General features: G+C 34.4%; 14 protein-coding genes. 5 read left to right on the top strand and 9 right to left on the bottom strand.

Translation table 11 applies throughout. The features are described 5' to 3' along the window. Window positions 1-138: 138 nt before the first annotated feature. The 8 genes from EG344_RS18400 to EG344_RS18365 all read right to left on the bottom strand — a co-directional run bounded on the left by EG344_RS18400 (window position 139) and on the right by EG344_RS18365 (window position 7,490). Complete coding sequence (locus tag EG344_RS18400; protein WP_123910824.1) at window positions 139-1,131, bottom strand: tail fiber domain-containing protein; 993 nt, start codon at window positions 1,129-1,131, stop codon at window positions 139-141. Between the two features lie 153 nt (window positions 1,132-1,284). After that, complete coding sequence (locus EG344_RS18395) at window positions 1,285-1,623, bottom strand: helix-turn-helix domain-containing protein (RefSeq protein ID WP_123910823.1); 339 nt, start codon at window positions 1,621-1,623, stop codon at window positions 1,285-1,287. Then, window positions 1,620-2,075 carry a helix-turn-helix domain-containing protein gene (locus tag EG344_RS18390; protein ID WP_123910822.1) on the bottom strand — a complete coding sequence of 152 codons (456 nt, stop codon included), beginning with the start codon at window positions 2,073-2,075 and terminating at the stop codon, window positions 1,620-1,622. Before EG344_RS18390 ends, EG344_RS18395 begins: the two co-directional genes overlap by 4 nt. Continuing rightward, the gene (locus EG344_RS18385; protein WP_123910821.1) at window positions 2,065-2,334 is read right to left on the bottom strand and encodes a hypothetical protein; all 270 of its coding nucleotides are present in this window, start codon (window positions 2,332-2,334) and stop codon (window positions 2,065-2,067) included. Before EG344_RS18385 ends, EG344_RS18390 begins: the two co-directional genes overlap by 11 nt. Before the next feature lie 180 nt (window positions 2,335-2,514). Then, window positions 2,515-3,963, bottom strand: a complete 1,449-nt coding sequence (locus tag EG344_RS18380) for a hypothetical protein (protein ID WP_123910820.1) — start codon at window positions 3,961-3,963, stop codon at window positions 2,515-2,517. Window positions 3,964-4,172: 209 nt separating this feature from the next. Continuing rightward, window positions 4,173-5,972 (bottom strand): POTRA domain-containing protein, encoded by a 1,800-nt coding sequence (locus tag EG344_RS18375; protein ID WP_123910819.1) that lies wholly within the window; start codon window positions 5,970-5,972, stop codon window positions 4,173-4,175. A 141-nt stretch (window positions 5,973-6,113) separates the two neighbouring features. Beyond that, window positions 6,114-6,812, bottom strand: a complete 699-nt coding sequence (locus EG344_RS18370; RefSeq protein ID WP_123910818.1) for a DUF1826 domain-containing protein — start codon at window positions 6,810-6,812, stop codon at window positions 6,114-6,116. Between the two features lie 204 nt (window positions 6,813-7,016). Further along, window positions 7,017-7,490: a hypothetical protein gene (locus EG344_RS18365; RefSeq protein ID WP_123910817.1), complete on the bottom strand. Its 474-nt coding sequence runs from the start codon at window positions 7,488-7,490 to the stop codon at window positions 7,017-7,019. A 407-nt stretch (window positions 7,491-7,897) separates the two neighbouring features. On the opposite strand from EG344_RS18365, the gene EG344_RS18360 reads away from it, so the two are divergent. After that, a complete protein-coding gene (locus tag EG344_RS18360) occupies window positions 7,898-8,707 on the top strand; it encodes a phospholipase D-like domain-containing protein (protein WP_123910816.1) in 810 nt (269 codons plus the stop codon). Between the two features lie 121 nt (window positions 8,708-8,828). Here EG344_RS18360 and EG344_RS18355 read toward each other — a convergent pair whose 3' ends face one another. Continuing rightward, window positions 8,829-13,766: a PKD domain-containing protein gene (locus EG344_RS18355; protein ID WP_123910815.1), complete on the bottom strand. Its 4,938-nt coding sequence runs from the start codon at window positions 13,764-13,766 to the stop codon at window positions 8,829-8,831. A gap of 398 nt (window positions 13,767-14,164) precedes the next feature. Between EG344_RS18355 and EG344_RS18350 the strand changes: the two genes are divergently transcribed. The 4 genes from EG344_RS18350 to EG344_RS18335 all read left to right on the top strand — a co-directional run bounded on the left by EG344_RS18350 (window position 14,165) and on the right by EG344_RS18335 (window position 21,174). Next, the gene (locus tag EG344_RS18350) at window positions 14,165-15,397 is read left to right on the top strand and encodes a BamA/TamA family outer membrane protein (RefSeq protein ID WP_164464467.1); all 1,233 of its coding nucleotides are present in this window, start codon (window positions 14,165-14,167) and stop codon (window positions 15,395-15,397) included. A 155-nt stretch (window positions 15,398-15,552) separates the two neighbouring features. Beyond that, a complete protein-coding gene (locus EG344_RS18345) occupies window positions 15,553-16,857 on the top strand; it encodes an ArnT family glycosyltransferase (protein ID WP_123910813.1) in 1,305 nt (434 codons plus the stop codon). A gap of 246 nt (window positions 16,858-17,103) precedes the next feature. Further along, window positions 17,104-18,117 (top strand): glutaminase A, encoded by a 1,014-nt coding sequence (gene glsA / locus EG344_RS18340; RefSeq protein WP_123910812.1) that lies wholly within the window; start codon window positions 17,104-17,106, stop codon window positions 18,115-18,117. A 213-nt stretch (window positions 18,118-18,330) separates the two neighbouring features. Further along, on the top strand, window positions 18,331-21,174 hold the full coding sequence (locus EG344_RS18335) for a hypothetical protein (protein WP_123910811.1): 2,844 nt from the start codon (window positions 18,331-18,333) through the stop codon (window positions 21,172-21,174). The last annotated feature ends 1 nt before the right edge of the window (window position 21,175 follow it).

Raw genomic sequence — 21,175 nt, 5'->3', positions numbered from 1 at the left:
CTACGCTTTACTATATAATGAGCAACGAGCGATACGCTCGCGCCAGCATGGGGAAGCTAAAATACTCTTTAGATAATAGTTAGATTTTTGCCGATTCACATAACAAGATAGCAAGCGAAATTTAATTTTAAGTATTTTTTATTTTTTTAATCTTTTTTCTAGTTCAGTGATTCTATTTTCAAGATTTTGATTTTTTTGATGTAATGCTCTTATAGCTTCCACAAGTATGGCATCATAGTCTCCATAAACTGTTTGAAGATAACCATTCGAATCTGTAGTTACTTTATCTGGAAAAATCTCTTGTATATTTTGAGCTATAAATCCCATTTGCTTTTCTTTCGGACGACTAATTCCCGTATTATTATCGTTCCAATAATAATATACCCCTTTCAATTTTAATAATTTATCTAAAGCTTCATTACTGGAAATTTGTTGAACATCCTTCTTAAGACGTGCATCAGAGTTGGCAACCCATGAGCCTGCAGTATTCTTAGATGCTTCTCCCGCTATTTCCAAAATGTTTGTAGCAGGCACTCTTCCTATTCCTACTTTCCCATCATTAGCAATTGTCATTCTCACCGCATTTGTTGTCGTTCCATTAGTCGTGGTCAGGAATCTAAGCTCAGCTCCCTGTGCTGTGGCAGAAAAATTTTGTGTTGCGTAGGCTATGATCATAGGATACATGTTAATGAAAGCTCCTGTTTCATTATAGCCATCTCCTGAATTTCCGGAAAAAAGAACCGCACCTAAAGCTTGCGCTGATACTACTGCTCCATTAACAGAAGGATTCGTAGAATTATTTCGCCTCAATATTAAGTAGGAAGGAGCACCGGTTGTGCTATTAGATGATCTTTCACTGATAATTCCCATAACGTCGGTTGTGGCCAGTTGAAGGGAGCCTGCCGGATTTACTTTTCCAATACCTACTCTTCCTGCATCTGTCACCGTTATCATCTCGGTATTGTTTGAGTTGTTGATTCTGACAGCTTTGGTTGAAGCTGTATTCCCTTTACTTAATATATCTAATGTTGCTTCTGGTGTATTTGTGTTAATCCCAACCTGACTGTGTAATTGAGCACTGATAAGCAAAATCAGATAAAAATAATTTTTGAAAATAATTTTTGGTTTCATAGTTTTATGTTTTGTAATTTAGGTTTCTTATTAATAAAAAAGATATTGATATACTTAAAGTACCATTGTCTATTAAATTCCAGACTCACTTTTTGACATATTGTGATTTAGCTGGTGCATTTAAATATATCATTATCTTATTCTATATAAATTTTATATAAATCTTCTTTTCCATTTAGTAACCGTATTTCTACTGAGGTTAAAATGAATGGCCAATTGAGTATTATTCAATCTGTTTTTTTTCTGATAATCTAACATCCTGATAATGGTTTCTTTATCATAGGCTTTTAGTTTCTGATTATGTTGCTGATCACCAAACAAACTGATATTCAACCGTATCAAGTCGTAGTCTGTAAGCTTTTCTTTGTCTAATATTTCACAAAGCTCTTTTCTTTTATCCGGATATTTAAAATGAATGAGATCTTCATAGATCCTTTTAAAGTTGGGTCTACTCTTTTCATTTTTAACAGTCCTGTCAATCAAAATTTTCATCCTTTTGTTCTGGTATTAATTAGTGCTTGTTTATTATATTTTTCAAACCATTTATAAAGTGTTGTTTTAGGAATTTTATACTCTTCCATTATTTGAGCTCTTGTCTTTTTCCCATCATTCACCATTTCAATCATAAATTCTATAATCTCTTTGGTATATATATTTTTCCTGAATATGGGAAGCAAAGGTGACTGTTTTGTTTTATGTTCAGAATCGCGACATTTAGGCGGAGCATACAGAATTAAATGTTGAGAATAGATTCTGAAGAAATCATACTCAAGAACTTTAGACCATTTCAGCAGCATATTGGTGGTAATTTCTGCTTCTTTGTACATTTTTAGTATTTCTTCTTCTGAGACATCAAGGAAACGCATAAGGCGATCCATGTCAATATCCTCCTGTTTTACTTTCTCCTCTATGCATTCGCCAATATGTATTTGTTTATATAGCATTATAAAAATGTTTTGAATATGAAATAGCTGTATTTCCGGAATTTTCACTGATGTATTGCCATTTAGAGATGGCGGGACATCCGATTGAATTCCTTTCTGTAATCATTACAAGATTCAGCGAAGTTTCTCGGATCACTGAGGAAGTACTTCTGGCATCTAAATTAATTGGGGGATCAAGTTGTACAGCATTACCTCCCACTTGAGCAAAGGTCAAACCGGAGAAATACAACCCAATCAAAAGGACAATCATTCGTTTCATTTGTAGAATATATTTTAATTAAAATTTATATAACAAATATATTCTCAACCGAAAACAGCACCTAAAATCAGCCTACTCTATTTCTACTCTTTAATAAAAACATTGTTGCAATAATTTGATTATCAAATAAATACAAACAGACCAAAGTGTACTCTATTAGATAACTCTAATAGAGTATGTTTAGAAATCTCTTAAAAATGTATTTAAATCAATTGAAGAATCTAAGTTGAGTTTTTTACGAATTCGATATTTTCTATTTTCAATAGTTCGGATAGAAGAATGGGTATAACCGGCAATCTCTTTAGCAGAAAAATTCAAATGCATCATCGCACAACACTTAAGGTCATCTGTGGTAAGACTTGGAGATAATGCCGTAAGTTTTTCAAAAAAAACCGAATAAGCTTCCTGATATTTTCTAAGAAAAGGAGGATCATTTTCCACAGCACTTCGAAGGAGCTCCTCCAATGATTCCCGTTGGTTTTCTTCTTGAAGCTGATTTATTTCCTGTTGTTTTTCATTAATGATATCCTCTTTTTCTTTTGTGGTAAAACTTAATTTCCTAAAACGTTTATAGTATTTCGCCAGGAAAAAGAGAGCAACAGACAGCAATACAGAAGCAATGATTAGAATAACAATATAATTTTTGGTCTTTTTCTGTTGAGCATCCTTTGCTCTTTTTTCCAAAGAATTTAAGACTACTTCCTGCTGTTTCAGATTAAGAGTTTGTAGAGTATCATTCAACTCCTTAGAGTTTTCATCAGCAATCTGGTAATCTTTGATATTATTTTCTGCTTTATATGTTTTTTTTAAATCATCATAAATCTGAATGAGAAGGTGTTTCTCTCCGATAGCCATTGCCGATTTTAAAGCATTCAACTGAAAGGATGTGGCAGTATCATATTTCTTTTGTTGGTAATACAGTTCTCCAAAAATAAGGTTGATGTGGGCATTTTGATAATTATCTTTAGGATCGGAAAGCCGCAATGCTTCTTTAAAATCAATCTCTGCCTGACTAAAATTCAATAGATCAAGTTCAATTTCACCTTTTGCAATATGAGCGATTCTCAATCTATTTTTTTCACCGGATAATTTGGCTTCATTCAGATTAAGGATGGAATATTTGTGCATGTTTTTTTTATCATCTGCATACAAAGAAATCTGGAATCCCATACCATATAAAAGAGACTTATTTAAGTGATCATTTGGTTTAATTAAAGCCAATGCGTCCTCTAAGGTTTCAAAAGCACGGTTTGTAAAACCTTTTCGGGAATATTCTAATGCTAAAACCCCCATTCCTTTTGCTTTTATATAGTCTAAATGATTTTCCTCAGCCTCTTCAATAGCTTTTTGGGAATTGATAATAGAACTGTCACTTTTATTGACATAATAAAAACAACAGGCTTTATAAAACAAACAGTCTGCAGCAACATCCCATACATGACTTTTGATTGATTTTTCTCGGAGCTTATTAAATTTACTGATGTACGTTTTAGGATCGTGCATCATCTTTTGCGTATATAGTTTTAGCTCCTCTTTATATAGTAAGGCCTTGTCATTATTTTTTGCTTTTACAGGCGAACATAAAATATAAAAAAGGATAAGCACTGTTTTAAGTAGAATACGGTTCATTTTCGGCTTAATCTTTTATAATAAAACGGCACAAAATTATAATTTGTATATAAATTACAAATTAAAAAAATTTAAACTCTAAATAAACAAAACCTTTTTACTACAGAGATAAGCCTGAATTAAGGAGTTATGAAAACAATAAAATCTTTATGAAACCCAGTTTGAAACAGCTCATTCAATATTAGAAAAATACATATTCATCCTTCTCATCAATTCCCAAAATTCACAAAATGAGGCACCTCCGTAGCAAAACTGTTCATTGGGAGAAGATTGTTTCGGTTGCTGTTAAAATCAAAAACAGAGTTATTATCAAATGGAACACGAGGATAATAGGTAAAAGAAACCTGAATCCTGTTGAACACCAAAAACGGATTATTAATCAAAACTCCCACTCCTATTTTAGTATTTGTACGGGTATTGAACAGCTTTTCATTGGGCATACCCAGCCATCCTACTGCCATCGTTAAATAAGGGCTGAAATGGAAGTTTTTCCAGGTTTTATTAACAAACATCTGAAGCTGATACCTTAAGACCATTTTTTTAGTTCCAATGTAATCAGCATTATAAACAGGAAATTCATCTGGCGAAGTGAGATTGATTCTATCTTTATAAGAATAATTATGTTGTGGATTCCCCAAAGCTAAAGTTGGAGAAAAGAAGTGTCTTACTTTCGCAAACTTCCAGTCCATAAGATTCGTAAAATACGTTCCATCTATACGGAAAGACTCTCTGTTTTGGCTGTCTTCATTAAAAAATCTTCCAAACTGTGCTTTCAAGGTAAAATATCCCAACTTTGTAAAGCTGCCGTAAGATGCAGAAACTCCTGCATAAGGATTTACTTCTTTATTTCTGGATAAGCCACCTGCAATAATGTTCACAGAATTCCCATAAGCGATATCCTCCGGTAAATCATACTGAAAAATATTCTTCTGCACTGAAAACCGTCTGTTAATAAGCCCCACAGACATCAAAAAACTGTTGTAGGAACTAAAATATTTATACTGATCGATTCCAGGACTGTCTTTATACTGATAGTTTTGGAATCTTCCTATAACAGCAATATTACTGCTAACTTTTTCACTGGGATCTGATGACACCGGGATCTGATACCCACCCCACAAATCCTGGCTGTATACTTTGATCTGAACTTCGGGAAATGCAGTATCCGTTTCTAAGGGAAGTAAAACATTCCGCATAAAATATTCAAAAGTAAAACCACCCGCCCATTTTGTTAAAGGGGAGAAAAAATCTCTTCTGACATTAAAATTGATTCTTTCATTTCTCAAAAAATCCCGTTCTCCGAGGATTTGAGCACTAATGTAAGATCCAAAAAGATTGTAGGTGGTATAACTTCCTAAAACATAATCCTGCTTTTCTTTAGAGTCATTTCTGTAAAGGAAATCAAAGGTGTGGCCTAGTCCCAATACATTTTCTTCAGTAACTCCAAGGCCAATCTTACTTCCTGAGTAACTGATTCTTGGCTTTAAGCTCCAGGAATCAAGAACTTTTACCACCACATCAATAGAATCTTTATTGGAAGTATCGTCGGCAACACTGATATTCACTCTGTTTATAAAAGGCATTGTTCTCAACAAACGTTCAGATTCGTAGAGTTTCTGGGCATTATACTCTTCCCCTTCTTTAAAAAGCAAATAATTATTAACAGTAGAAGTTCTTGTTGTGGAATGAAGGTGGTCTGTAAACCAATCGTACCATTTCAATTTTTCTTTCTGATCTTTAGAATCATATCCAAAAGGGTCAATGGTTTCGATCCTGATGTTTCGGATATATTTTTTATTATAGGCTTCCTGTGGAAGTTTTTCAGTTCTGGACTTCACGGAAGTAGAATCTGCTTCCCTACGAAATATGAAACGATGAAGGAATTTAGTGACTTTTCTTTTATCCGAAAATTCTTCTATTTTGTAATAAAGTGAATCTTTCTTTTCCTGGGCACTTAACAATAAAAAACCACTTAAAAAGAAAATTAAAGTTACAATTGATCTAGTCATTAGTCATCAAAATTCAATACAGTTTGTAGTATCAATTTACAAGCCAACAGACCGTAAATAAAGGATAATTTATTTTAAAGGTACTACTTTTGAATGAGAAATCCCAACTACAATAAAACAGCATTACCTAATCAAAGTGATTTAACAGATCAAAAGCAGACGATATTCACCTTCATTTTCAACAGGAGCCCTATGCACACAAGGTAACACTTTCTGTGCAGGATGATCTACCGCCAGTCGCCAGAGATGCCCTATTCCAAGGTTTGTAGGTTGTGCATTAGGCTGAGCCTGATAATGCAGATCGAAGAAACAGTCCTTCAAAAAACCGTCAAATTCTTCTTCCGGCCCATCATGTAATTCCTTGAGTTTTTTCCGGATTTCAGGAACCTGTATTTTTTGTAGCGCCTGTTCATTAGGCAAAATATCACTCGCCGCACCATGATAGGTACATAAAAAAGTATCTGTTCCAATAGGTGAACGATCCACGTGATACGAATAAACATCCGTTGAAATAAAATCGAACTCCTCGTCCCGTTCGTAATTTTTAAGCAGATTAAGGGAAGGCAATGCTCCGAAATCCGTTAATAACTGTAAATCATTCAGGATTATTTCTCTGGCGGTATTTCCTTTCTCCGATAACTCCAATGCTAAAAGATCTCCCGCAGAAATTTCGGTAATATTCTCTTTCAAAGAAAGCTTAGATACAATTTCTTTAAAATCACCGTCTAAATTCCTGTACCAGCACATCGCATTAATCTCTCCCTGAAAATGAGTATTTATAAGTTCAGAAAATGTAGAAACAACTCCTATTTGATGATTGTCAGAGAATGTATTGTTCATATGTTGAAATAAACAGTTTAGTCGCGTATGCTCTGCAAAAATAAGAAATAGGCTGGAAGATAACACTAAGATTAAGTTTCCTTTTTAGACTATGATTTAGTAAATAATATACTCAAAATCAAACGTCATCTTTCAATTTTCATCATGAAAAAAGGCTGTCTTAAAAATCAATTAGCCTGACTTTTGAGACAATCTTCCTTTTTTCTAATTTCTATCGAATGTTTTCGGGATTAAATTCTGGTCGGTTTCCCCACTGAATATCCAAGCAATGATATACCATCGGTTATTTTCAAAAATGAGTTGAATACTGTTGATTCCTCTTCTTGCCACTTTACCATTTTTTTCCAGTCTTGTCTCGTAAGTACTCCAAACCTGGGCGATATTACCAAAAATTCTGACTTCTCTGTTAATTTCGTTCTCATAAAATGCAGTGCTAAAAACCATATCATCCGTTGCCTGATGAAACTCTTGTAATGTCAAAGTTACCTGCTCTTGCTTTACCTTGTCAAAATAAGAATATACCGCTTTGGGATGATGCAAATAGTGATCTCTTTCCCATTGTCTTTTCGCTCCTTTTTCACCTGACACCACCTCATAACTTGCTTTCATGATAGCATCAATGGTTTTTGCATCGTTTTCAAATATTTTGTTCTGTGCCTTTAAATTTCCTGTTGTCATAAAAAATATAGTTATCGTTAATCCGTAAAATAAAAATTGTTTCATGTTTTTTTTTGACAAAGCAACACCTATAAATTCTTTCAAAAAAATAAATTATTTACCTTATTCCAGTTTTTATGTAATCCGTTTAGTTTCTTATTTAAAGTATTTATTGGGTATGATATACTTAAGGGTCCTAAGGCAGTATCAGATAATGTCAGAGTGCTTTTTAGAAATATTATTCCAGGCCTGATGCTAAAAAGATATCAGTTTTTTATGCTTTCCCGTAAAGCAAACAATAAAAAGAAACGTAAATTTGGCGCCTAAAGTACAATATCAGGCTTAGTCTGCGTTTTTGGATCTGATCTTGTTAAAAAACAGAGACATCCGAAAACATATAATTTCAATACCATTTAAGAACAACAAACGTGTATTATAAGGAAAACAAAAAATATTATTTTAAAATTGATACTGAAAACAGTGAAGGCGTTGAAGTATTTGTCGGGCAAAACGCAGGCAATCAATTGAATAAAGATATCCTGAATGCAAAAGCAGAAGTCCTTATCGTTTCCCCTTATATTGATGAAGTAAAATTGGATGATCTTCTTATGCTGAAGAACAGAAATATCAACGTGAGACTGGCATTCAGTGATCTCCGACCTGAACAATATGGAAATATATTACGAAAACTTATCCATCAGAACCGGGTGACAGATGTAAAGAAAAAAGAGAAAAGGGAAAGTCTGAAGAGCCTTTTCTTTTTATCCTCTATTGGACTTTTCTGCCTGGGAATCTTTTCGCTCATTTACTTCGGAATACATCTTGTTGATGACCTTACCAATTCTAATAATTTCATTGCTCTTATAGTTGCTGTTGCCTCTCTATACGGATTCTTCAGATGCTGGGAAAAGAAAACCGAAATAGGAAAAATGGAGATCTACACTTACCATTACTCCGAGAAATTAAATTTCAAGTATGTCAGAAACAATCGTTATGACAACAAGTTCCTGCATTCAAAAATTTATATAATCGACAGAAAAGTTGCCTATCTCGGATCATTAAACTACACTAAGAGTGGCTTTACTTCTAATTTTGAATCCCGGATAAGAATTACCCAAAGGGAAAAGGTAAACGAATTGGTTCGCTTTGTTCATGATATTTTTGAGGATAATGTGAATCTCAAGAAGCATGAACTTTTCTACCTTGGAAAACAGGTATATAGTGAAGAAACATATTAATTGATCTCGTCTGTAAAAATTAAAAACTGCTATTATCATTATGGAGACAAAAGTTCTCCTTTAATTATAAAAAAAACAGTGTTCTCTTCCGAGAACACTGCTTATTAAAATGAAGTATGGATTAATTTTTAATCAATTTGCCTTGCAATGATTTTTCTCCTGCCTGCACAATAACGATATACGTACTCTGCAACCAGTTGGAGACATCTACATTCACTTCTCCTGAAGATGACTTCAGTTCTTTATGGAATTTAACATTCCCCATAGTATCAAAAACTTTGATCTGTGTTGCCGGCAATTTCTCATTACCGGTATTATATGAAACCTTCACGATATCCTTTGCTGGATTTGGCATCAATTTCAGAGAAGACGCTGTCGTAAGACTTGGTTTTCCTGCATTGGCAATACTAGGTTTACCTATAATCTGTGGCTCAGCAACAAATTTACAGTCTTCCTGACCCATGAATAGGATTGCATCAGTCCCTCCAGGGAAGTTTGCATTTGGATAGAACATCAATGGATTGCTATTCATATCATAAGTACCTCCTGCCGGAATGGTAATCATAGATGGTAAATAAGTTCCGTATCCATTAAGACTTGAAATGTTAAGCATGATCGGCATTCCACCGTTATTGTATATCATTCCATGAACATTATAATGATCTCCATCCCATTTGAAGGCTTCGATCTTAACGTCAACGTCACATTGTGTCTCTACTCCACAGTCTTTGCCTGGATAATAGTTCAATGGTCCTGAATAGAATTCACATTTTTGCCCTGATGGCATGTTCTGTTCAATTTTCAGTCTATAAGTTCCTGCACTGCTTACATAATAGAACGGATAAATGATATCATTGGTTCCATTTTGAAGCGATGTTCCAAAAAGTTCCCATTGATGATAATCGAAAGTACCTTTTGGTCCCAGTACATAACGTTGTTTATCTCTACAGTAATCATAACAACCTGTAGGGAACACCCACATAAGGCTTTCAATGCTTAATGGTACAGCTATTTCATTATCTGTTTTACATCCAGTCGGAGCTGTATATATCACTTTATACACGCCTCCTTCTCCTACAACAATGCTTTGTCCTGTCATTCCATTGCTCCAGTTATACTCTCCATTCGCCGGTCCAGATGCTGTTAATTTCACCTTATACGGCGTACATTCTATTTGAGTATACGTTATTGTTGGCTGTGCTGGCGGATTGCTTACAGTTACGATAAAGTCTTTGGATGAAGTACAATCTGTTGTTCCAGGGCTACGTACTTCTAACGTAAAGGTATAAGTACCTGCAGACAACGCTCCTGTATTGAAAACAATTGGGAAGGTATTAGACCATAGTGTACCAATTGGAGCACCATTTTTCTTCCATCTGTACTCTAAGTTATTAGCTGTCACAATACCATTAAGTATTGCTGAACTTCCTGAACAAATATTTGTTTGTCCTGAAATACTAACATACGGAGGTTTTTTGATCGTAATAGGCACCGCTTTTTCGCTCATGATATTAGATCTACATCCTTCCGGTGATATTAATATTGGCCAATAGCTTCCTGATTGCGTAGGAACAAAGCTCATTGAATTAGGAGCTCCAGGTACTTGCTGAGAGCCATTCATCCAAATATAACCTGACGGTGCTGTACCTATCGGCGAAAAGGACACTACCGGAGCACTTCCTTCACATGCAACAGCACTTAATGGAAGAATATTTCCAGTAAAATTAGCATCTTTTACCATAATATTAACGGTAGCAGAGGTATAAACACATCCCTGTGGAGTCCTAACTTCCAGTTTTACAGTTTTTGTTCCGGTAGTATTAAATGTAACCACCGAACCTGGCTGTGAAGTAATAAAAGCTGTTCCATCAAAATACCATGTGTAAGTATTTCCAGAAGTATATGACACAGGCGAAAGATTAATCGCTTCTCCTTTACATGCAATAGCCGGAAGTAAGAAATCCGTACTAGGAGTCGGTGCCAAAGTAATTGTTTTTGTAATCGTACAAGGAGGATAAAGATATGATGGCGCAAACATTGACATTGTAAAGGTGTATGTTCCTGGTGGCAGATTATTATAAGTTGCTGTCTGTCCTGTCTGTGTAGGAAGTCCTGGTGAACTAAATTTATACACAATAGCATTCGGGTTAATATCGAATATCGTAGAGGTATTGTAAAGAGTTACATTATATCCGTTACCATTACAAGTCTGAGAAATCTCAAATTTAGGTTCATAATGTTTTCGAACCTCAATGCTTGTTGAATACCAGCATGTACCATATCTTAAACGAACACTCACAATGTGTGCTCCTGCAAGATTGGTTTGGAACTCAGGTGAAGTTGTCCCTTGCCCGTTAATTATAGTAAGGATATTATTAGACACCCACTCAATCTGATCCGGCGTATTATTTACGCTGAAAGAATTCACAGTAATTTTGTTACAATCAGTCCATTCTGCGGCAAAATAAACCGTAGGTGGTGTTGTACAGTTATTGCCTGTAGGACAAGCATTGGTTACTTTAATCTCTTGTGAGTACACATAACATCCATTGATATCTTTAGCTCTTACCTGATAAGTTCCTGCAAGGCCAACTCCTGACAATGTATATGAATTTGTAGTAAATCCATTCAATGGTAAACCATCTTTATACCATTGCCACTCTAAAATATTGGTAAGCCCTGTTGAACTGTTAGCAGTAAGAGTGTAAGGTGCTAAAGGCTGGCTATCACAAACCTGAAGATTATATACTGGTGAAACCGTAATAATTGTTTCCGGAAGGATAATAAAATTAGCACTTGCCGTTGGTTTGTATGAACATGAATTAGCCCCGTTAATAGTTACTGTAACGACTTGCGAAACATTACCTCCGGTATTATTCTGAATATATCCGTTATTCGGAAAACTATAAGTTCCGAACTGATTAAAGTTTTCTGTATGACTGCCATTAGCAAAAGTAAACGTTACACTTGTTGCTGTAGTAATTCCCCCTTGATTAATAGTGAAATTAAGATCTGAACCTGGACAAATTTTTCCAACATTGGTAAAGTTTATCACTGGAAGAGCCATCTTTTTTATCGGCATAGAAATAATCTTCACCTGACCACATTTTACAATTTTCAAATTCAGATTAGTATCATATACCCCGCCTGAAACTTCGTTAATATTTACCACAATATTAGCCGTTCCCTGCCCAGATGAAAAACTTCCGAAATTAGGTTGATCAAAACTCCATTCCATAGAATCCGGAACAATATTTCCTAAAACCGCACTGAAGTTCTGCGTGCTGCTTGGGCAGAAAGGTCCCATATTCTGAACAATAGAAACCTTATTAAGATCTACTGCTTTTATGTTTTTTGTAATCGCACTGGAAAGACAACCAGCCTGACCTAGTGTTCTATAACGAACAGACACTGAGAATGTAGGGAACCCGGTATCAAATACAACTGAGATAGAATTTCCTGCATTACTCCCGATAATTGTACCATTTGTTACAGTCCATACCGGAATCACATTTGCTGGAGTTAAACCAATTGAATAAACATAAGGTCTTCCCGTACATACCACATCATCCCCAATAATTGGTCCTTTCGGAGGTTTTGGTGGTGCTACTACATTAACAAGTATTCCCTGGCTTTCACAGCCTCCACCTGCTTTAACTGCTGTTACAATATAAGTACCCGGTGTTGCAAAATTATAACTAAAAGGTACACTGATTGGTTGTGGCGAAGTATACACTACCCCACCATCTAAAGTTACATTCCAAATAACAGGAACATTAGGACTAGCTGTAAATGTTTGAGATGTGCCTACACAAATTTCAGGTGTTCCACCTGATATGGTTACCGGCTGTTCTACAACAATTTTTTTTGCTGCTTCTCCACCGCATAACATTAAAGTATTGAAATATTTACTTGTCAAAGTATAAGTACCTGGTACTGTTGCCTTGAAAAGAATTTCATTTCTTTGTTGGTTATAAGTCAGTTCACCTAGTCCAGGACCTGTTACATCCCAGTCAACACTGGTAGTAGGCCACTGTGGAAGTGAATATGTATATTGTCTGCCAGTACATACTACACTTTGCCCTTTAATCTTTGCGGCTTTCAAAATTACAGGAATTTTAACCGTAGTCCACTCTGGACATCCACACTCTGATTTATACATTACGTATCCAAAGCCGTCCTCCGGATCTACCTGATCCCATCTAACTTCGATTTCGTTTCCATAATTATTTAAAAGTGTTCCACCAATTACTTTCCAGTCACCCTTGCATCCATTCAGTACACTGTACTTTTCAACACTTCCTTCACACACTACCGAGGCACAGTTGATCTGTACAGGTGGTGATTCCAGAATTTCCAGTTTTTGAGAAACAGTTTCTGAACAACCACATTTATTGGTTACAGTCAGACTAACAGTAAGCCCTGCTGCTGAAGTATATGTGTGATTAGGTTCAAAGGCTGTGGAAGTTGTTCCGTCTCCAAAATCCCAAAAGTAATTGACAATATCACTTCCTCCATTTGCCTGAGAAAGGTTTTGAAAATGAACCTCCGTATTCTTACAAACTCTATCCTTCATATTAAGGACCGTAAAATTGGGAATCGGCTTGTTTATTTTCTCGATGCAAATATTTTGGGTCTCAGTTGTTCCATCAAAAAATTGAATAACTGCATGTACAAAGCCGCCTCCAGCAGCCCCCCAAGCTATAATAGCTTGTGTATTGGAAGCACCTGAAACACTTTGCACAGTTCCTCCCGCAGAAGTCCATTGCACATTTAAAATATTAGATCCGTGGACCGTATAAGTCACATTGGAATTCTCACAGACACGGATACATGTACCAGTCTCGACGCTTGCAGCAGCAACAGAATTGTCGCCATTGCCTTTTTCGCCCCGATGGACTTGGCATCCGACCTGAGAGTCCCAGGTAACATGAGTTGATGATTGTGCTTGCAGACCCCAAGGTACCAGGAGCCAACATAGCAGGAGCCATCTGAAGACGTGCTGCCTACTAAGATAAGTGATGTTTTTCATGGTTAATAAAAATGTATTAATTTTCATTTGGAAATTAATGAAAATTTTAACAACAAAATCATTTATAAGTGAAAAAAATTGTATTATAAAACATTTAACATCAATAAAACACCATCATTACTGACTATACCTCAATTAACATACCCCAAAATAATTTACAAAAAAATCAAATTATCACCTTTTTATACCACAAAAACAGAATTTAATACTATTAAAATACACTTTTTAAAGAAAAAAATTAACCAAAAACACAACAGGTAATCTTATTTTTTATTTTTTAATAATATTTTAAACCTAAAATGATCTTTATTACTATTAATCACAGCATATTTGAATAGCAACAGAATTATCTAATACAACACCTTGATTACAGATTATTTTGCCTAAGAATTTATATGTATTATTGTTATTACAAATTCACAACCATGAAAAGAATTTTCACCTCCCCACTGTTTATTCTCTTTTCCTTTTTCTGCCACGCTCAGAGCAACCAATCCCGGTTTTTATCCGATACTCTATATGAATCTAAAAGACCTCAAAAAGACATTGTAGATATTTTTCATAACGTCTTTCATAAAAAAAATAACGGTGACACCATTCGTGCTGAGAAGAAATTCAACTGGTCTATGATTCCAGCTGCAGGATATACTCTACAAACAGGATTTGCTGGGGTTATAAGTGGTAATATTGGGTTCTATCAGCAAAGATCCAAAGACCAGAAAATTTCTAATATTTCTACCAGCTACACCTATTCACAATATAAACAGACGATCTTTCCCCTCTATGCCAATATCTGGACAAAGGGTAACAAAATCAATTTTATCAGTGATTTCAAATACCTTAATTACCCCTCAGAAGTATATGGACTGGGAGGAAAAAGAATTTCAATAGAAGCAAACTCAAACACCGCTTATACAGTTAACTTTAAATATATAAAATTGCATCAATCCATTATGTTTAATGTATTAAAAGACTTTTACGTGGGCGGAGGAATTTATTATGATCAATTTTGGAGTATTAAGGTCACAGATTCACTGGGAACAAGAATCAGCCGCCTTCTCACCCGGGATTTAAAAACATCCGAGAGAGCATCAGGATTGGCAATAAAAGCTCTATACGATAATAGAATCAACCAGATCAACCCTCAGAACGGTGAATACTTAAGCATTACTTATCGTCCTAACTTTACCTTCATGGGAAGCCAGTCCAATTGGTCTTCGCTTCAGATAGACGCAAGAAAATACGTTCACTTCCCGGCTAATTCAAAAAATATTCTCGCATTTTGGGGATTCGCCTGGCTAACTACAAGTAAAACAACACCACCCTATCTTATGCTTCCCAGTACAGGTTGGGATGACCAGAACAACACAGGAAGAGGATACATACAAAGCAGGTTTCGTGGAAAAAACATGTATTATTATGAAAATGAATACCGTTTTGGGATTACCAGAAACGGTTTGTTGGGAGGGGTCGTTTTTGCAAATGTTCAGTCTTTCTCCGCAGATCTTTCCGATGAATACAAAAAACTCCTCTTTGGATACGGAGTGGGATTACGCATCAAACTTAACAAACACAGCAACACCAACCTATGTATAGATTATGGTTTCGGCCAAAATAATTCACACGGTTTTTTCGCCAACATTGGAGAAGTTTTTTAACTCACTATATTCTCAGGATAAATTGCAGGAAAAGGCGAAATACTTTATTTTATCTATAGATAAGCCTCAGATCATCCTTTTATTAAGTAAAAAAGAACTTATTTTGTGTCAGAAAACAATTAACAGGTAAAATGAAAAAATATGGTAAGGAAATAATGATAGTTTTAATAGTATTACTGTCACGGTTACCTTTTATTTTTAATAGTTTAGGTACTGATTTGGATGCCTGGAGAGAAGTATATACGGGAAAAGTACTCTATGAAAATCATATTTATAATGTTTCCCGTTTTCCCGGATATCCATTACCGGAATTTTTATATTCATTAGTATATCATTATCCTTATTGGGTAATCAATTTACTGTCAGTTTTATTTACAGCCGGTTGCTGCCTATATCTTTTTAAGATTTTGAACTTTCTTAATATCAAACTTTCCTTTCTTATCACCATCGTATTCCCATTTGTACCCATTATCTACCTCAACAGTACAACAGCAATGGAATACAATTGGTCTTTATTCTTTTTACTGGCGGGCGTTTATCATCTCCTCAATAAAAAGATCTGGCTTTCCGCTTTATTATTGGGACTTATGATAAGCACGAGGTTCAACAATATTATTTTTCTTCCGGCCTTTCTTTTTCTTGCATACATTTACCTTGAAAAGGATATAAAAAAAATCTTACAATTCTCCGTTTTAACCGGTATTTTCACCTGTATTTTCTTTTCACCTGTTATTTTAAAATATGGCATTAATTTCCTTCAAAGTTATGGAGACTCAGAAGTTAATCTTGCAAGTATATTAAGTCTGGGTACAATATACATCTATGGAACTTTAGGAATACTGGCTATTATTCTAGGCTTAATCATCCAATTGTTTAGGGGAGGCTATCAAAGGCTAAAAGATGTATCTAAAAATCATTTTGCCCTATTCAGCATTATGATGATTATTTCCAATCTGATATTCTTTATCAGGTACCCATTGGAACCAGGCTATTTAATTCCATCAGTCCCTTTTATCCTTATCCTTCTTCAATACATAATGAATGAAAAAGTAATGAAACCTGTACTATTTGCATTATTCCTATCCCCATTTTTGATTCACGTAACCGCAAAGAAAGTTCAGTTTACAGGTAGCGTATTTATTAATGAAGAGTATGAAGATCAGGAATTGGCCTATTGTAAAAAGGTTATACAGGAAATTAAAAAACGTTCCGAAAATCAACCTGCCATCTTCCACTTAGGTAATTTTTCCGAACAAATTTCACTGATGGGAAATTTTGACCAAAACAGCAATATAAAGATCGTTAAAAACCTTAGCCCGAAAGATCAGGAAGACATTATTAACAAAAAGTTCCCTCTCTATTATATTGATACTGGAAATGCAAAGGAAGAAAATAGCAAAACCCATATGCTTGATCAATATGGAATATTATTCCACAAAGATTTTGAACTAAAAAGATAAATCAGCGTTTGGAATTAAAATTAATTTTTGCCCATACCCCAAGGATTAAAACACAAGAGTCATTCACTGCAACTCATATCACAATTGAAAATGTAATATTTCCCTATTTCTGAGGAATAATTAATCCTTCATGCCATCTTCCCTCCATCTTCCCAGTATACCTACACCCAATCTTGCACAAAAAATGAAATACCTTATCTTTGTTTTTTCGAGGCTTATTATAAACTTTTATTCGAAAATATTTACATGAAAAAAAATAGCTTTTTATTTTCCGCCAAAGGAATTCTTATTGCAGGATTTTTGTCCTTAAATACAGTGATGTACGCTCAGAAAACGGCAGACCTTTCTACCATTTCAGAAAAAACCTTAAGCAGCATCCTGGAAAAGAACAGAAATTATTACACACAGGGTAAAGTAGCAGATTATATTCCTGAATTGGGTAAAATGGACGCTAAAGCAATTGCTTTTTCAGTAGTAGATAAGAACGGTAAAATATTGAATACGGGTGACGTTAGCAAAAAATTCACTATGCAGAGCATTTCCAAGATCATTGCTTTAATGGTTGCCGTCAATGAAAGAGGAGAAGCCCATGTTTTTGACAAAATGGGATATTTCGGATCAGACAGACCTTTTAACCATTTTGCCAATCTAGAAACAACAGGAAAGCCACTCAATCCAATGATGAATGCAGGAGCCATCCTTACGACTTCTTTAATTCCCGGTGAAGGCGAAAAACCATTCCTTAAAGTATTGGATATGGTTCGATACATCACCAAAAACACTACTATTGATTACAGCAAATCTGTTTATGAATCCGAAAAATCTACCGGGCACCGTAACCGTGGAATGTTCTATATCATGAAAAATAGCGGATTGATTTCAGGAAATGAAGACCAATTAGACAACTATTTCAAACAATGTTCTATTGAACTTACGGCTGAAGATCTGGCGAAGATCGGCTATTTCTTCGCCAATCAGTGTGTACGTTTTGATGGAGATTCCCAATATAAAAACGCTGACCTTGCTAAACTGATTGAATCCCAAATGCTAACTGCCGGGATGTACGAATTCAGTGGGGAATATTCCCGCATGGTAGGATTACCAAGCAAATCCGGCGTAGGAGGCGGAATTACCGTAAGCGTTCCCGGAAAAATGGGTATTGGTGTATTCAGTCCTGCATTGGATCAACATGGAAATTCATTGGCTGGATACCATATTATTCTAGATCTGGCAAAACAGTACAACCTGAGTATATTTTAATTTAAAGTATTCTTTTCTAATGTAAATTTAAAATAAATTAAAAAAACTGTCTTATATATTATTTAAAAGGTGACTGGCTAGTTACCTTTTTTCATTCAATAATCAGATCTCAGTATATTAATACTACTATAACAAGTATTTGGGAATTGTTTAAAGATATATTATATTTACAGATATCAAACTAACCATAACTCATCATTAAACAATCTTGTCATGATTCCAATTAATATAATTCTGGAAAATAGCACACATGCTCAAAATTATTCCACAAATAGTGATAAACAAAATTACAGCACCCTTATTCATAATAAAGAATTTGACAAAGTAATCCAGATCATTAAAGACAGCATTCCAATTGATCAAGCTAGTGCTGCCAACAAAAACCTACATAATACAATAACAATATTAGGCTCAAGAGGCAGCGGAAAAACCTCCTTCTTATTAAGTATAAAATTTTATTTAGAATCTTCTGAACGATACTCTATCGGTAAAGACATACAGGTTCTCAACATTATTGATCCAACCTTGATTGAAGAGAAAGGACATGTCTTTTTGAATGTCATTTCAAGAATCACAGATCTTATTGAAAAGAAATTGGATCAAGATGAATGCAATATAAGTAATGAAAATTTATTTGCTTCTAGAAAAACCTGGCGGCAGGCACTAAATAAACTTGCCGCAGGGCTTCCCTCAATAGATGGAATTGGCAATAATTCCAATGAAGGATGGCAGGATCCCGAATTCGTCATGGAAAACGGTTTAAAAGCAGTTGACTCATCCCTTAAATTAGGTGATAATTTTAATTTCTTCCTTAAAGAAGCCCTTAAAATATTAAACAAAAAAGCTTTTATTTTAATGTTTGATGATATTGATGTAGACTCACGAAAAGGCTGGGCTGTTCTGGAAACGATCCGCAAATATTTTACAGGTGCCCAGCTAATTACAATAATAAGCGGTGATCTTAAATTATACTCATCTGTTGTCCGACAAAAAAAATGGCAGAATTTCGGAAATGAAATCCTGAAGTATGAAGCAGAAGGACTCAACAAAATTTCGGTTTTTAATGATGTGGTAACACAATTGGAATCTCAATATTTACAAAAGATTTTACAGCCTAAATTTAGGATTCATTTACCTACCATTTATGATATTTGCCAAAAGCGGGATAGGAGTATATTTATTTACAAGAACGAAAATGAAGGTATTTTAATTGATCAAGCTTATGGAAATATTTTAGGACTTTTAGGGATTAAGAATGAATATCAGGCGAGTGCTTATTTAAATTTTCTACTAGCATTACCAATAAGAACGCAGATCCAGATCCTTTCAATTTTCTACTTAGACCAGGATAATCGTACCGTTTCCAATGAACAAATATTATTATTAATTGATGTATTTATAAGTGATTTGTATGATAAAGAAATAGATCCAGAATCGTTAAAACTGAATAGCAATCTCAATAGAATTGTTTTACAGTTTCTATTAAAAGAGCAGCGATTGGAAGAATTATATCAACTACAACCTATTACGACTGATTCTTCATTAAATTCAGTTCTTTTAAGCCTAAACTTCAGTCTGACTAATAAAATACAAAATGATCCTTTTGTAATTTTTGATTATTTTATCAGAATAGGATATATCAGAAATTTAGTTCCAATATTAGGTTATTCTAATGAAAATCGAGCAGTTTTTGATCCTTCTTTTAAAGAATTATGTGAAAAGGATATCATACTAAGTGATAGAGTATTAAAAGATATCATTGGTAAAGTCACCGCATATATAAGAGGATATACAGATAAAAACCCTAATAGTGAAAACATATCCATAGCTGGAACCATTCCCATATTTGGAATGGCAGATAAAGCAAAAAGAAATAGACAAGCTACTTCTGACAGGATAGATAGTGTATTAAAAGCTGAAAATGCAACTTTTATAGAAAAACTTTTAGTATACATACCCCTCAGTTCGAATCAATATACCTACAAACAGACTTCACTACTTACTTATTCTCCATATTTACTTTTTGGTGCAATTGGTGAGCTTTGTCGCAAATTCGACTTAGAAGATCTTAAAAATGGATTCTCAGAACTTTCTCAACTTAGAGCTTACATGATGCCTGATTTTAAAAGGGGAAACAATGAGGATTACGATATCTCCGAGGAAACTAACTTCGAATTCCCTGAAAGAACAGATACAGATACAAAGATTGAAGAGCTCTTTGAAAAATGGGCAAGAAACTATCCTAAAAACAATAGCGTTTCAGTTCATCTACTTGGTAAAATCGTAACTCGATATTTTTACGCCTTATCCAATATAGAAAATAAAATGAATAAAAAAAGTCTTGGGGAAATATTCCATGCACAGTTAATTGCATTTATGAACGCCGTCTTGATTGAAGACTGTAGAGAAAACAGTAATTTCGCCAGCGAATTAAATATTAACAATACAAATTATAGCAATAAAATATTTATAAATAATTTAAAAACAATATTAAAAAAAGACTTTTCAGAGTTAACATTTTCTAAATGGATACTATCATGTCCTTTATTATTAGTTTACTTAAAGAATGACGATAACCAATCAAGTAATTATAATACTTCAGAAAACACACTAAATAACGAAGACACAAAACAACAGGGAACAGAAATAATAAAAGAAAGCTCTAACAGTGATGATAACCAAAATATCACTAGTAATTTGAGTGACTCTACGATACTAGAAGGCAAAAAACAAGAGAAAAACAATGAAAATAATCTCACTTCTCTTATAGTCAAATATTGCACACCTTTTACTGATGAAAGTATTTTCAAATTAAAAATCTACAATATTCTACATAAAATTAAAACTAGAACCAATGAAGAGTCTTCCAAAATAAATTTAGTTAAGTTCGATCGTAATAATTATGAAGAAGTCTCAAAAATATTGCAAGAAAATAATATATCCCTCGACTCTTTAAAAACACTAAGTCTTAAAGATCTTAAAAAGCAACTTAAAGAAGTTGGAATAGAGATTACAACCAGGTCTAGCTTAAATGCATACAGTAATAAATATAAATAAA

The organism is Chryseobacterium sp. G0162 (assembly GCF_003815715.1).
In the GTDB taxonomy this organism is placed as follows: Bacteria; Bacteroidota; Bacteroidia; order Flavobacteriales; family Weeksellaceae; genus Chryseobacterium.
This window is presented reverse-complemented; position numbering and strand designations above follow the sequence as displayed.